Origin of the sequence: Rufibacter psychrotolerans (genome assembly GCF_016924645.1) — a bacterium.
Classification (GTDB): Bacteria; Bacteroidota; Bacteroidia; order Cytophagales; family Hymenobacteraceae; genus Nibribacter; species Nibribacter psychrotolerans.
Window position 1 is genome coordinate 97725 of record NZ_JAFFJV010000023.1, and the last position, 15302, is coordinate 113026.

General features: G+C 52.9%; 8 protein-coding genes. All 8 read left to right on the plus strand.

The features are described from left to right. Window positions 1–105: 105 nt before the first annotated feature. Window positions 106–5544 carry an alpha-2-macroglobulin family protein gene (locus JT718_RS18980; RefSeq protein WP_205504372.1) on the plus strand — a complete coding sequence of 1813 codons (5439 nt, stop codon included), beginning with the start codon at window positions 106–108 and terminating at the stop codon, window positions 5542–5544. A gap of 965 nt (window positions 5545–6509) precedes the next feature. Beyond that, window positions 6510–8861 (plus strand): penicillin-binding protein 1C, encoded by a 2352-nt coding sequence (gene pbpC / locus JT718_RS18985; protein WP_205504373.1) that lies wholly within the window; start codon window positions 6510–6512, stop codon window positions 8859–8861. Between the two features lie 611 nt (window positions 8862–9472). Next, window positions 9473–10327, plus strand: coding sequence for a universal stress protein (locus JT718_RS18990; RefSeq protein ID WP_205504374.1), 855 nt, complete (start codon window positions 9473–9475; stop codon window positions 10325–10327). Window positions 10328–10830: 503 nt separating this feature from the next. Further along, the gene (locus JT718_RS18995; RefSeq protein ID WP_205504375.1) at window positions 10831–11634 is read left to right on the plus strand and encodes a WG repeat-containing protein; all 804 of its coding nucleotides are present in this window, start codon (window positions 10831–10833) and stop codon (window positions 11632–11634) included. Window positions 11635–11724: 90 nt separating this feature from the next. Next, window positions 11725–12147 (plus strand): DUF4304 domain-containing protein, encoded by a 423-nt coding sequence (locus tag JT718_RS19000; protein ID WP_205504376.1) that lies wholly within the window; start codon window positions 11725–11727, stop codon window positions 12145–12147. Window positions 12148–13231: 1084 nt separating this feature from the next. Further along, a complete protein-coding gene (locus JT718_RS19005; protein ID WP_205504377.1) occupies window positions 13232–13600 on the plus strand; it encodes a DUF3997 domain-containing protein in 369 nt (122 codons plus the stop codon). Window positions 13601–13731: 131 nt separating this feature from the next. Continuing rightward, entirely contained in the window at window positions 13732–14232 is a 501-nt protein-coding gene (locus JT718_RS19010) for a hypothetical protein (RefSeq protein WP_205504378.1), read from the plus strand. Window positions 14233–14317: 85 nt separating this feature from the next. Continuing rightward, a complete protein-coding gene (locus JT718_RS19015) occupies window positions 14318–14806 on the plus strand; it encodes a hypothetical protein (RefSeq protein ID WP_205504379.1) in 489 nt (162 codons plus the stop codon). The last annotated feature ends 496 nt before the right edge of the window (window positions 14807–15302 follow it).

Below are 15302 nucleotides of genomic sequence, written 5' to 3' on the forward strand. Positions count from 1 at the left end.
GGAGATCAAGGATAGAATTGTCCTAAAATAAATTCCTGTGATAGTTCTGCTCCTTTTAAAACTATTCCTAAGTTTAGAGGAGAATTTACGCCACGCCCGCAGACCATGCCCGCCCCAAAAACAGCCCCCCACCGGCTCCGCACCCTTTCCTGCTTTGCGCTTGTGCTCTTCCTGGCCTTCGTTGGTTGCCGGGGCAAATGCGACGAACTCCGGCTGGAAGAGAAGAATTTCAAGTCAGAGATCTCGCAGGAACAGAACCTGGTCTTCACCTTTGACAAAGACCTGGTCACTGATTCTCTGCTCAACCAATGGGACACCATTCCGTACCTGCGGTTCACGCCTCGCGTAGAGGGAAAGTTCAAATGGACGGCCCCCAACGAGCTGGTGTTCTCGCCGGCCCAGGCCTTCGCGCCCAGCACCAGTTACCAGGCCGAACTCACCCCTGATTTGCTGCGGCACAGCGCCACCCCTTACAAGATTCCGGCCGGGCAGGACTTTAAATTCCATACGCCCTACCTGAAGCTGAACTCCGCCAAAGCCTACTGGACCCAGAACGAGAACAACCCCACCCAACTGGTGGCCAACGTGCAGTTCGCCTTTAATTACCCGGTGCCGTTTGCCGTGCTGCGCGACAAGCTGAAAGTGTACCAGGGCACCACCGAACTTCCCATAGAGCTGGGCAACGGCACCCGCGACCAGGTAGCCATTAGGGTGAAAGGGCTGGACCTGGCCAATCCTAACCCGATGCCCGTGCGGGTGCACCTGGCCAAAGGCCTCTCCACTCCCGGCAGCACGTACCAAACCCCAGAAGCTACCCAGCAAACCGTACTGCTGCCCGGCCGCGGCAAGATGCAGGTGCTGGAAGTGGTCACCGCCCAGGCCGAAGGACAGGACAAGATCTACGTGCTCACCTCACAACCCGTGGTCAACCCCGACGTGAACGCCCTGGTGACGCTTACTCCCCGGCGGGAGTATACGGTGGAGCGGCTGGAGAACGGCCTGGTGCTGAGCGGCGACTTCGCCTCGGGGCAGAGCTACCGGCTGGCCGTTTCCGGCGAGTTGAGCGGTGTGGAAGGCGAACCGCTGGGCAAGGCTTTTGAATATCCGGTCTCGTTTAGTTCGGGCAAGCCTACGGTGGCCTTCGTGCACCAGAAAAGCATTTACCTGAGCAGCCAGGGCGCCCGCAACCTGGCGCTGGACCTTACCAAAGTGCCCCGCGTGAAGGTGAGCATCAGCAAGGTGTTTGAGAACAACATCCTGCGCTACCTGCAGGAAGGCCAGACCTATGACGGGTACTACGACGAGCAGACGGAAGAATACTATGAGAACGCGTACTACGCGGTGAACGAGACCAACGGCAAGACCATCTTTGAGCGCGAGTACGAGGCCGCCAGCCTGCCCCGGCAAGGCAAGCACCACCTGCTCCACCTCAACCTGCCCGACCTGGACTTTGACAGCAACTTCAAGGGCCTGTACGTGATCACCGTCTCCAGCACCGAGAACAACTGGCTCAAAGACTCCAAGATCATCTCGGTCTCTGACATCGGGTTGATCGCCAAGCAGGGCAAAGACGAGGTGCTGGTGTTCGCCAATTCCATCAGAACAGCCCAGACCCTGCCCGGGGTAGAAGTCAGGTTCATCAGCACCAACAACCAGGTGGTGCACAAAACCACTACCAACCAGGACGGCGTGGCCCGGTTCCCCAACATGGACAAAACCGCCGCCGGCTTCAAGATGGGGCTCATCACCGCCCGCCAGGGCGATGACTTCAACTACCTGCCCTACGCCCAGACCCAGGTGAACACCTCCCGCTTTGACGTGGGTGGCAAGCGCCTGGACCAGCTCCCCTACGACGCGTTCCTGTACGGCGACCGCGACCTCTACCGCCCCGGCGACACCGTGCACGTGAACACCCTGGTGCGCACCCCTGCCTGGAAAACCGTGGCTGGCCTGCCCATCAAACTAAAGCTGCTGCTGCCCAACGGCAAAGAATACCGCAGCCAGAAAGGCACGCTCAACCAGGAGGGTGCGTATGAAACGGCCTTTGTGCTCAGCCCCTCGGTTGTGACCGGCACGTACACCCTGGAAGCCTACTCGGGCAATGACGTACTCCTGAACGCACGCAAGATTGGCGTGGAGGAGTTCATGCCCGACCGCCTCAAAGTCACCGCCGTACTCAACAAGACCGATTTTGTGCCGGGCCAGCACGTGCAGGTAAACCTCACCGCGCAGAACCTCTTTGGCCCTCCCGCCGCCGGGCGAACCTATGAGGTGCAGCTGAGCCTTAAGAAAAAGCCCTTTGAAGCCAAACAGTACCCCGACTTCCACTTTGAGCTGAACCAGTCCGGCGACGCCCTGCTGCAGAACAGCGTACGCCAGGGCCAGACCGATGCCCAGGGCAAGGGACAGGAAACTTTCGCCCTGGACGAGCTGCGCGATGTGGGCCAGCTGGAAGGCTCCCTCTTCACCACCGTCTTCGACGAGACCGGCCGCCCCGTGAACCGCCTGAACCGGTTTACCGTAAACACCCAGCCTATTTTTTACGGGCTCAAGAAGTTTGACCCTTACGTGAGCACCCGCCAGCCCCTGCGCGTGCCCCTGCTGGCCCTGGATGCGCGGGGCCGCCCCGCGCCGGCCCAGGTACAGGTACAGGTGGTGCGCTACACCTATGAGACCGTGGTGGAGCGGTACAGCCAGAACTACAACTACAAATCGCAGCGCCGCTCCAGCGTGCTCCTGAACACCGTGCTGCAAACCGACCAAACCGGACGGGTAGACGTGCAGTTCCTGCCCTCCTCCTCGGGCGAGTACGAGCTGCGCGTCATGCGGCCCGGGGCCCACCACTACGTGGCCCGGGAGTTCTACGCCTACGGCTGGGGCGATACCCAGAGCACGTCCTTTGAGGTGAACACTGAGGGCGAAGTAGACATTGCCCTGGACAAGGAAAGCTACGAGGTGGGCGAAACTGCCCGCGTCTTGTTCAAGTCGCCGTTTGCGGGCAAGATCCTGGTGACGGTGGAGCAGAACAAGGTCCTGAGCTACCATTACCTGAAAACCGATAAAAAAGCGGCCTCGCTCCAGCTGCCCATCCTGGACGAGCACCTGCCCACGGCCTACATCTCGGCGGTGGCCTTGCGGGAGGTAAAGGACAGCCAGTTGCCGCTCACCATTGCGCGGGGCTTTAAGCCGGTGCACGTCACCCGGAAAGACACCTGGCTGGAGGTGGCTATCACGGCCCCGGAAAGCTCCAGGTCTAACCGTACGCAGCCCATCAGGATCAAAACCGCGCCCAACGCCGAGGTGACCCTGGCGGTGGTGGACGAGGGCATTCTGCAGCTCAAAGATTACCAGACCCCCGACCCGCACGGCTTCTTCTACCAGAAACGGGCCCTGGAGGTGCAGGCCTTTGACCTGTACCCGTTTCTGTTCCCAGAACTGACCGGCACCCGCTCCAGCACCGGCGGCGACGGTTATGACCTGGAAAAACGCATCAACCCCTTAACCTCCAAACGGGTGAAGCTGGTCGCGCTCTGGAGCGGCCGTCTCAAGACCAACGGCAGCGGCGAAGCCCTGGTGCAGGTAAAGCTACCGGAGTTCTCGGGGGCGGTGCGCATCATGGCGGTGGCCTACAAAGCCAATGCCTTCGGCTCCGCCGAGAAGCGCATGCGCGTGGCCGACCCCATGGTCATCAGCGCGGCCCTGCCCCGGTTCCTGAGTCCCAAAGACACGGTATACGTGCCCGTGACTCTTAGCAACACCACCGCCAAAAACGCGCCGTTCAGCAGTTCTATCTCGGTGACGGGGCCGCTGCGGGTGGTAGGGTCGGCTATGGTTTCGGCTACGGCGGGAGCCAACAGTGAACGGCAGGTTCAGTACAAACTGGTGGCCACGCCGGCCATTGGGCAAGCTACGGTGAAGGTGGCCGTGAAAGCCCTGGGCGAGCAGTTCACCAATACCACCCAGCTCACCGTTCGGCCGGCGGCCCCGCTGGCGCAGACCACCCAATCGGGTACGCTGAAGAACGCCGCTACCGTGCAGCTACCCGCTGCCCAAGATTACCTGCCTACCTCGGTCAGTTCCCGGCTGGTGGTGAGCACTTCGCCCCTGGTGCAGTTCACCGATGATATTTCGTTCCTGCTCCAATATCCGCATGGTTGCCTGGAACAGACCACTTCCACGGCGTTTCCGCTGCTGTACTACGCTGACCTGGCGCGGGCCCTGCACCAGGAGCAGAAAGGCCGCACCTTTAACCCGGCGTACCTGGTGCAGGAGGCCATTACCAAAATAGAGGGCATGCAGCAGTACGACGGCGGCTTTACCTACTGGCCCGGCGCTACCCACACCGACTGGTGGAGCAGCGCCTACGCCACCCACTTCCTGCTGGAGGCCCGCAAGGCCGGCTACCCCGTGAGCCGGGAAGTACTGGACAGAGCCCTCTCCTACCTGCAGCGCATGGTAAAAGGCAAGGCCACCGAGGTGTACCGCTTCTATGACGCCGCCCGCCGGGTGCAAAGCAAGTACGTTGCCGCCCATGAAAGCGCCTACTCGCTGTACGTGCTCAGCGTGGCGGACCAGCCCGATTGGTCCACCATGAACTACTACAAAGCCAAGCCCGACCTGCTGTCCCTGGATTCCCGTTACCTGCTGGCCAGCACCTACGCCCTCAACGGCGGCCTGGAAAGCTTCCGGCAGTTGCTACCCCGTTCCTTTGCCGGGGAAACCTCGGTGCGGGCGCTGGACGGCTCCTTCTACTCGCCCTTGCGCGACAGGGCTATCTCGCTGAACAGCCTGGTGGAGGCCAACCCAGACCATCCGCAGGTGGCCACGCTGGCCCGGCACCTCTCGCAGGAACTGCGGTCTGCGCGCTGGTACAATACCCAGGAACGCGCGTTCGCCCTGCTGGCCCTGGGCAAACTGGCCAGCCGCAGCGGCGGCAATCTGTCGGCGCAGGTGCTGCAGGGAGGAAAGGTGGTGGGGGCCTTCACCGGCAAGGACCTGCGGCTCACCCACCAGCTGAAAAACGCCCCGGTCACGCTGCGGAGCAAGGGCCAGGGCACGCTGTACTATTTCTGGGAGACCGAAGGCATTAGCCAAAGCGGCCACTACCGGCAGGAAGACCATCTACTGCAGGTCAGGAAGAAGTTCTTTGACCGCAACGGTAAGGAAATCACCCACCATACCGTGCGGCAGAACGACCTGGTGGTGGTGCGGCTGGCGCTGCAGTCGCTGGACGGGCGCACCATCCCCAACGTGGCCATCACCGACCTGCTGCCCGCCGGCTTTGAGGTGGAGAACCCGCGCCTGATGACTTCGCGCGAGTTCGGCTGGCTCCAGGCCATGGCCCCGGCCACTCCAGACCACCTGGATATGCGCGATGACCGCATCAACCTGTATGCCACCGCCCGCCCCAAGCCCCAGTACTTCTTCTACCAGGTGCGGGCCGTGTCTAAGGGCGATTTCCAGATGGGCCCCGTGGGCGCCGATGCCATGTACAACGCCGAGTACCACTCCTATCACGGCGCGGGGGTCATGAAGGTGCGGTAACCGCCAGGCCAGCGTTTAAGGGCTGTTTTGACGAAAACAGCCTCTAAACAGCGTTAGGAAAAGGAGCAGGCAGGAAGATTGGGGGCTGAGACCTGAGAACCCGGACAATTGGAAGCCATTTGGCTCGCCCTCTTGATTCTCTTCTCTTGACTCCTATTCTCTTCGCTCCTTCTCTTGGCTCTTTCTCTTGTCATCCTGGAAGGTGCCGCAAGTTGAATGTGGAAAGCTTCTTCTACTATATGGGGCTCCTCCTCTTGTCATCCTGAAAGGATCTTGGTTACCAACGGTAATGGCGCTTGTCCAAAGTCTGTCTAGTTCGCCCACAAGATCCTTCCAGGATGACAGATGGGGGTTGCGGATAATAGGTGGTGGGGATTGAGAATGATAAGTGCAGACTAATGATGGCAGTTGTGGGTTGCGGATGTAAGATGGAGGTGGTGAATGCCAGGGGAAAACTGTGGATGTCAGGTGGGTATGGTGCATGATGAGAGAAGGCTGTTGATGGCAGGTGAGGATTGCGAATGGAAGATGGAGATGGCGGCTATCAGGTGGGGATTACGGTTGGCAGGAGAAGACTGCGAGCGACCGGTGAGGTGTGTGGATGCTCAGAGAAGGCAGTACGTGACAGATAGAAATTGTGTATGCCAAGAGAAGACGGTGGAAGCTAAGAGAAGACGGTGGATGAAAAGAGAGGATTGTGGATGGCAGATGGTAACTATGGTGACAAGAAGAAATTGTAGAGGACAGATGAGATCTCAGATAACAAAGAAGGTTCTGAACGCATGATGCTTGCAAATGATTGTAGTTTTTGACCTGTTTTCCGGAAATTGCCCTTAAAACACATATAGGCTACGGTTCTAACTTCTTGGCCTCGTTTACCAAAGCCTGAAGAATCCGCCTTAAAACACATATAGGCTACGGTTCTAACCTAAACTGAAACCCACGTAACCTTTACCCCAGCCCCCATGCCCCTCACTCGCAAACAACCGGACTTTTCCACCCTCTTTCCTGCCAGGGCGAAGCGGTGGGCGCGCAGGGTGGCCGTGGCCGTGGCGGGCACTTTGGGGTTGTTCCTGCTGCTGAACGTGCTGTTTCCGCTTAGGGTAAATATTTCATACTCCCCCGTGATCTACGCGGCCGATGGCAGCATTCTGCATTCGTTCCTGAGCCCCGACGAGAAATGGCGCATGCAGCTGGCCCCCGATGAAATTAGTCCGGTGCTGCAGCGGGCGGTGTTGCTGAAGGAAGACAGGTACTTCTACTATCACCCCGGCGTGAACCCAGTGGCCGTGGGCCGGGCGCTCCTCAAGAACTTGGCGCAGGGAAAAACCACCTCAGGGGCTTCTACCATCACCATGCAGGTGGCGCGGCTGCTGTACCCCAACGAGCGCACTTACTGGCACAAACTCACTGAGGTGTTCCGGGCCTTGCAACTGGAAGCTCGGTACAGCAAAACGGAGATTCTACAGCTTTACCTGAACCTGGTGCCCTACGGCGGCAACATTGAGGGTGTGAAAGCGGCCTCGGTGCTGTACTTTCAGCAATCGCCTAAGGAACTAAGCCTGGCGCAGGCGGTGGCCCTCACGGTGATTCCCAACAAGCCCTCCAGCCTGCGCATCGGGCTACAGAACCCGCGCATTGTGGCGTTCCGGAACAAGTGGCTGCGGTACTACCAGCGGCAGGAGGCTTTCCCGCGCCAGGCCATTGCCGATGCCCTGCTGGAGCCGCTCAACGCCCAACGGCTGGCCCCGCCCCGCATGGCGCCGCACTTTGCCTACCGCATGTTCCGGCAGCATCCGGGGCAAGCCAGCGTCAGGACCACCCTTCAGCCCCGGGTGCAGGAGAAAGTGGAGCAGCTGGCCTACAATTACCTGCAGCAGCTCAACTACAAGAACATCCACAACGCGGCGGTGCTGGTGCTCAACAACCAGACCGGGGCCGTGGAAGCCTACCTCGGCTCCGCCGATTTCACGGATGTGCTGCACGGCGGCCAGGTAGACGGCGTGCGCGCCCTGCGGTCGCCGGGCAGTACGCTAAAGCCCTTCCTGTACGCCGTGGCCTTTGAAAAAGGGCTGATCACGCCCAAAACCATTATCACCGACGTGCCCGTTGACTACGCCGGCTACCGCCCCGAAAACTACTTTGGCACTTACAGCGGCAACATCACCATAGAGCGCGCCCTGGCCACCTCGCTGAACATTCCGGCGGTGAAGCTGCTGGACCAGGTGGGCGTGGCTCCGTTCGTGCAGAAACTGGAACAGGCCGGGTTTTCGCAGATGAAGAAAAAGGGCGACCAACTGGGCCTGTCCCTGATCCTGGGCGGCTGCGGCGTGACCCTGGAGGAACTCACCACGCTGTACGCGGCTTTCGCGCGCCAGGGAAAGCACGCGCCGACCCGCTGGCTGCAGCAGGACACCTCCCGGCAGGAAAAACAGCTGCTCTCTACCGGAGCCACCTTCATGGTGAACCAAATCCTGACTCAGCTACAGCGCCCCGACCTGCCCCACAATGCCCAGAATAGTGCCCATTTGCCCAAAATCGCCTGGAAAACGGGTACCTCGTACGGCCGCAAAGACGCCTGGAGCATTGGCTACAACCAGAAGTACACGGTAGGCGTGTGGGTAGGCAATTTCTCGGGCGAGGGCGTGCCCGAACTGAACGGCACCGATACGGCCACCCCGCTCCTGTTCTCCATCTTCAACACCCTGGACTACAACAGCCCCAATCACTGGTACAAGGCCCCGGCCACCCTTGGCACCCGCAGGGTTTGCCTACACAGCGGCTTGCCGGCCAACTCGTTCTGTCAGGATTTGGTGGTAGACACCTATTTGCCCGGCATCTCCAGGACCACCAAATGCACCCATCTCAAGAAAGTAGCGGTTTCAGTAGACGGGAAGTACGCCTACTGCCCCCACTGCCTGCCCCAGGGAGACTACCAGGAGAAATGGTACCCCAACCATCCGCCCGAGTTGCTCACCTACTTTGTGCAGCAGCACCTGCCTTATGTAGCCCTGCCGCCGCATCACCCAGGCTGCAGCCGAATCTTCCAGGAATGGGCCCCGGTGATTGCCTCGCCCACGGCTGGCATGGAGTACCTGCTGGAAAAAGCCGATCAGCAGAAACTAATGCTGCAATGCCACGCCCACAATGAGGTAAAAAAGGTGTATTGGTACGTGAACGACCGGTTTCTGCAAGCTGCTCCCCGTGACGAGCCGGTTTTCTTTGCCCCCGAACAGGCAGGCAAGCTCAAGATCTCCTGCCTGGATGACCAGGGCCGTAATACCAACAGCTACGTAACCGTCCGGCTTGTGGAATAAGCCCGGAGTAGTGCAGGCTTTGCCCCACTGGTGGGCGCTCTGCTTCCTATGGAGGGCTTGTGATCCAGGCTCCCTCCACCCTGCTTGCCTCTGCTGGCTAGGGATAGCCCAACGCCTTGCCAGACCCGCGCCTTCTCTTCCTTTGCTCTGCTTCTCCCAAGCACAAAGGCCATCACGCTGGGTTCACCGCACCTCAAAACCCGTGCAGGTGCGGCGCACAGACGTTTTTCATTAGAATTATGCTACCCTCAAGTTAAGGATTCCAGAAATTGACTTAAAATTGGCTTTAACTTAGCAAAACTACGTAGCCTGCGCCATGCAAAAAGTCAATCTTTATTTAGAATGGTTCTATAAATCTAATTCCTGTTTTACATAAGTTTTTTCCTTGGCATTTACTTAACCAAGGTCCATCTGTATTCCCTACTGGTTATCAATCACTTATTTAAAGCCATGGTATCCTATCAGCTACCTCCCTCCGTATTTATTCACTTATTTTAGAAATACACAGGAGTATTTACCGAATATTCTAATTATTTCATGATTAAAGTCATTTTGAGAGGAACTATTTTCCTAGTAACTTTCGTCTGCAAATAAATATTATTCAATTATATATGCTTACTATTCTATGTCCGACAAATTTCTCTGCCAGTTCTGAAAACGCCATCAGGTACGCAGATGAAATTGCCCAACGGATCAATTCTAACATTATCTTATTCCATAACATTGCTGAACCGGTGGCAGCAGCCCTGGTTCCGGCCGGGGGAAGTCTGGATGCCCCGGCCCCGGAAGAACTGTGCCAGGAGAAGAAGAAGCTGTCTAAGCTGAAGCGCATTAAGGCGGCCCTGGAGACAACCGAGTGGGGCATTCCGGTTTCTTACGAGACCAAACTGGGCCACGGGGAAACCCACCGGGCCATCACCAACCTGGCGCTGGAAGAAAAAGCCGACCTGGTGGTACTGGCTGCCTCGTCTAAGCAGGGCATGAAGGAGATTGTGACCCAGTCGCTCACCGGCCATGTGGTGCGGCAGGCTGCGTGCCCGGTGCTCATGATCCCGAACAAAACCTCGTTCAAACCTATCCGCAGGATGGTGCTGGCCACCGACCTGAGAGGCTTCTGCGTGTCTGACATGACCCTGGTGCTGAAACTGGCCAGTTACTTTGGTGCCCAGTTGCAACTGGTGCACGTACTCCCTACAGAGGACGAAACGGCCCGTCAGTTTGCCATGGAAGAACTGCAACGGTTAAGCAAACGCATCTCGTACCAGCGCCTGAGCCTGCACGTGGAAGTAAATGCCTGCACCATGAAAGGCATTAGCCAGTTCTGCCAGAACCAAAGAGCCGACATGCTGGTGATGGGCACCCATACGGTGAATGCCTGGGAACCGCTTTTCCAAACGGAGCAAGAGCAAACCCATTTCGCCAACCTGCCCCTGCTCATGATTCACGCCAAAAAAATCCAGTTCTAGGCCAGGCTTGCGGCCTGAAAGCAACACCTTGGCACCGCCTACCTTGCTAATTTAAGTACGTATCAGAAAACCTATCACATAAATACAATCAAATTTTACTCTCTTGCTGGAAGGCACCGGGCGCATCTACCCGGTGCCTTTCTGTTTTTCTGCGGTACCCCGTTCGTTTTGCCTTTGGGGCCAACCCTTCTTCCTGCCCCTGCTTGCCGCCCACTCCCTTACCAGAGAGTTGCAGCTTCTTGAAGGAACAGATCCGTTTTTTTATCCGGTTATAAACGGATCTATCCGGATAAAAAAACGGCTAAAGGTCCTCTCCTCTTCCGCAAAAAGCCACTTGACGCTTTAAAAACCTGATTTCTAAGGTTACTGCCTGCTTTTTTGAGATGAACTTGTTTGTATGTACCTTGGAAACTCTCAGGACGTTGGACATTCTCCTCCGCCCAAGGAGCCAATAAGCCGAATAGGGTTCGGTTTATACAATAGTTACATGGCATAGAAAGAAAATGAAAAGCTACCTATATCTACTTCTATGCTTAATCGCCTCTTGCAAAGTGCCGAGCAAGGAGGAAGACGTACTGATGCGACCAATCGGGCAGATAAAGGAGACTGTCTACATCTATGAGGAGAAGGGAAAGGAAGGGCTACATGACTCCGTAGGTAATATCATCCTTCCTGCCCAGTTCGATTACATCCAAGACTGGCAGGAATACGGATTCATCCTAGTGGATTCAGGAGGCAAAAGGGCATACAATGATTACAAATTCTACAAATACGGTCTTATCAATGCGACTGGCAAGGTACTGTTCAGGCCGCAGTTCGACTATGTTTTAGTAGATGATTATTCCGCCCTGGTGCTTAAGGATTCCTTGTATGGCTATGTCGACACCACAGGAAACTGGCTGATAAAGCCTAAGTTTAAACATGCCGTTCCATTCTATCGGGGAACCGCTGTCGTGGAAGACAAGGGAAAATACTTCATGATTGATAAAAAAGAGAACTTGGTTTCCACCATACCATTCGATACGGTTTGGGGATTCAAGAACGGTGTCTCCGTTGTCGTAAAAGACAATCAGTATGCATTTATTAATTACAAGGGGAAACTCATCTCACCTTTCAGCAATGATGGCATATATGAGTTCAACTGGTACCATGGCCAGATAGAGAGAGATGGAAAGTGGTACGTCGTTGACACGACAGGCCAAGTAAAAATCAAGAATGGGTTTGACTCCCTCTCCATAGAGCATAATGACGGGAAGATTTATGCAGAGGGTGTCATGGAAGGTAAAAAAGTCAGAATAGAGTTATAAAAACTACGCCATGTAACATTGTATAAAAGCCATGTTTCGGCCGACGGCCTCACACGTTTTTTATACTAACCGTTAGCAACAAGCTTAAATATGAGTGAAGAAAGAACTGAAATGATTAACGCGCTAAAAGAAATCTTTATACCCGTGATACGCGAGAAGGATTTCAAAGGTACCTTTCCCCATTTCAGAAGAACAAAAAGCGGACGGACAAATCTGTTAACTTTCCAATTCGACAAGTATGGAGGCGGATTTGTGATAGAGTTAGCTAATTGGCATGAACCCGATTTCAAAACCTCTTGGGGTAAAGAAATTCCACTAAACAAATTGACAGCTCACGACCTTAATGAACGTCTAAGAATCTATCCCGACTCTATCAAAGAAGATAAAGGAACAGACAGTTGGTTTAGATATGATAAGGCTCACATGACGGATAACGGTAATAAATATGAGCAGTTGGCTAAAAAAGTAATCGAGCGACTTCCATTAATGGAGCAGTACTGGGATAAAGAATAAAAAAAGCCTGTTGCTAACATTGTGTAAAAGTCATGCCACGGCCGACGGCCTAGCACGTCTTTTACACGAGGCCGTTGTATGGCATTGAAAGAATTTTTATCAGCTGTCTTTGCAGAAAAATTTATCGACTTGAGTAGCAAAAGCCAAAGAAGAACTCAGCAGAAGAATTAAGATACCTTGGCAAAGAAAGGAAGCGCCGCCCGACTTTGACCAGCAAACGGAGCAAAAGAAGCAGACGAGGAATTGACGTTGCGTTTGCGCAGGAAATTCATCTACAATGCGTGCAAACCGACGGATTGCGTTTTCGGCCTGTTTTTCCGAAATCAAGCCAAAAACAGACGGACAATGAAAAGCAAAAAGCTCCGATTTTCTGTTTTCGGGCTATTTTCCTGAAATCAGGCCGAAAACAGGAAAGAAAAATGCGCGTGGCAAACGATAAAGAACAACGCCATACAACAAGAGCTAAACGCCAGCATCGGCCGACGGCCTTCGCCGTCGTTTAGCCTAACCGTTACCCGCAATTGAAAAAATAAAAATCAGCTGTCACAGCAGAAAAATTATCGGCTAAATTGGCAATCAAGAACAAGAGTAGCAGAAGAATTTAGTTAGCTTAGCAAAAGAAAGATAGCGCCGCTCGACTTTTACCAGCGATTGTGGCAGAAGAAGAATTGATGTAAAATTCGTGCATAATCTAAGTGCAGCTCATTCCGGCCGATGGCCACCGTTTTGGAGCCGTTTTGGGTAAATCAAGCCAAAAACAGGCAACACCGACTTTAATCGGCAAGAGTAGCAATAGAGAAATCCGCAAAACGTTCACTTGCGGTTCTTACCGGCCGATGGCCAGCGTTTTAGAACCGTTTTTAGGTATTTAGGGCAAAAACAGGAACAGGGATAAAGTAGCAAGAGAAGCAGAAGCAAGAAAACAACAGCGGGTAACAATGGCTATACGGCAGCTGGGTTTTCCTACGGCCGACGTTCCATCTCTGCCTGCAAGCGGCCAGCCGTCCGACATGAATCTCCGATTCAGTCTCCCAGCCGACCGCATAGCCGAGCCGTTACCTTTAATTGTAAACTATAATTAATAATGAGGAAGACTTTCCTGATTCCTTTGGCTCTATTCTTTCAATCCTGCATATTTAACCAAACGGACAATATTCAAGAATTGGGAAATAACTACTATTACATTGGAGATGGAAAGGAATCCCAAATCTTACTTGGGAAAAGTGGGCAGAGAAGTGGCGGTGAAACTATTGTTCCAGAAGAAGTAACGCATTACGATTTCAACTCAGAATATATCATAGCAAGAAATCTACAAGATAGATATAAAAGTGAAATCAAATTCTGGATTATTGACAAGAAGCAAGAGACGCAACCCATTCCACTCGATTCTATAGAATTTACGAATAAATTACAAACGCTAAACATTAACCTTTACTTGAAACCAAGGAGATAAGAAAAAATAAAAACAACTAAAGGTAACACTGTATAAACATCAAGCCACGGCCGACGGCCTTGCTCGTTGTTTATACTAGTCCGTTGGCAGTAACTAAAATCAATAATAAATTCAATACATAGAAAATTGGAATGAAAAAGGTATTACCATTTTTAGCAGTTGCTTTCTCAGGCTTCCTAGTTTATCTTTTTGATAAGCTATGGGGTGCATCAATAAAATGGGATGAAGTTAAATCTGTGAAAGTTGGGGAATTCTTAACTAAAGAAATTGAAGTATATCAAATCCTCTTTTTCTTAGGCTTTGCATCTCTAATATACTTGATAGGACGGAGGTTGTTTAACAAGAACAACGAGTTCTACAACAAAAAGCAGAGAAAGCTAAGAGAATTTAATAAAACAGAAATTACTGATGCAAGCATCTTACTTAGATGGGGCGTCTTTTTCGATTTTGATACACCTTTCATTTCTGATTTAACTCCATATTGTACTAAGCATGACGGTGCTCCTATTCGTTTTGTTCATGACAGATGTCCTATGCAGGGTTGTGAAAACAGCAAAATTCAGTTCAATGAATACGGAATGAAAAACTTGATTGAATCTGACTTGATTGACAAATGGGAAAAATTAAAATAGCTCCTGCCAACACTGTATAAACATCAAGCTTCGGCCGACGGCCTCGTTCGCTGTTTATACTAGACCGTTGTAGCACATTAATAATATGAATTGGTTTAAGTCAAAAAAGGAGAAGAAACAGTTTTCGAAAATGATTGCTGTTTATTTGAGCGCCGATTATGATAAAATACTTGTTGCTCCTTTCTTTGTTGATGAATCTTGGCTTTACTATGAGCAAGAGGAAATTGAAGTGTTAAATTTTGACGCACCTGATGAGCAGTTAGGTGAATCTATAAAACGAAACTTGGATAAGTTCGCTGAAAAAAATCAAGACTTGAAAAAGCGAAATCTAACAGATTGGCCAGCTTATAAAGCAAGTAAACTTAAAACAGTAAAAGAATTTGAGAAGAAGTATTCAAGAATCTCAATAAGTGGATTAAATGAAGCGAATATCATTATAGCAATGGACGCCGAAACAAAATCAGAACATGAGATTGATTTAAGAACGACATTATCGGCATATGCAGACAATAAACTTCTTGGTATTAGATTAAGGAAACTTCATCAAGCTCAAATTGAAAAGAAAATAGAATAACGTGCTACAACAACAGCTAAACGCCAGCCTCGGCCGACGGCCTCTGCCGCCGTTTAGCCCAGCCGTTACCCGCAATTGAAAAAATAAAAATCAGCTGTCACAGCAGAAAAATTATCGGCTAAATTGGCAATCAAGAACAAGAGTAGCAGAAGAATTTAGTTAGCTTAGCAAAAGAAAGATAGCGCCGCTCGACTTTTACCAGCGATTGTGGCAGAAGAAGAATTGATGTAAAATTCGTGCATAATCTAAGTGCAGCTCATTCCGGCCGATGGCCACCGTTTTGGAGCCGTTTTGGGTAAATCAAGCCAAAAACAGGCAACACCGACTTTAATCGGCAAGAGTAGCAATAGAGAAATCCGCAAAACGTTCACTTGCGGTTCTTACCGGCCGATGGCCAGCGTTTTAGAACCGTTTTTAGGTATTTAGGGCAAAAACAGGAACAGGGATAAAGTAGCAAGAGAAGCAGAAGCAAGAAAACAACAGCGGGTAACAATGG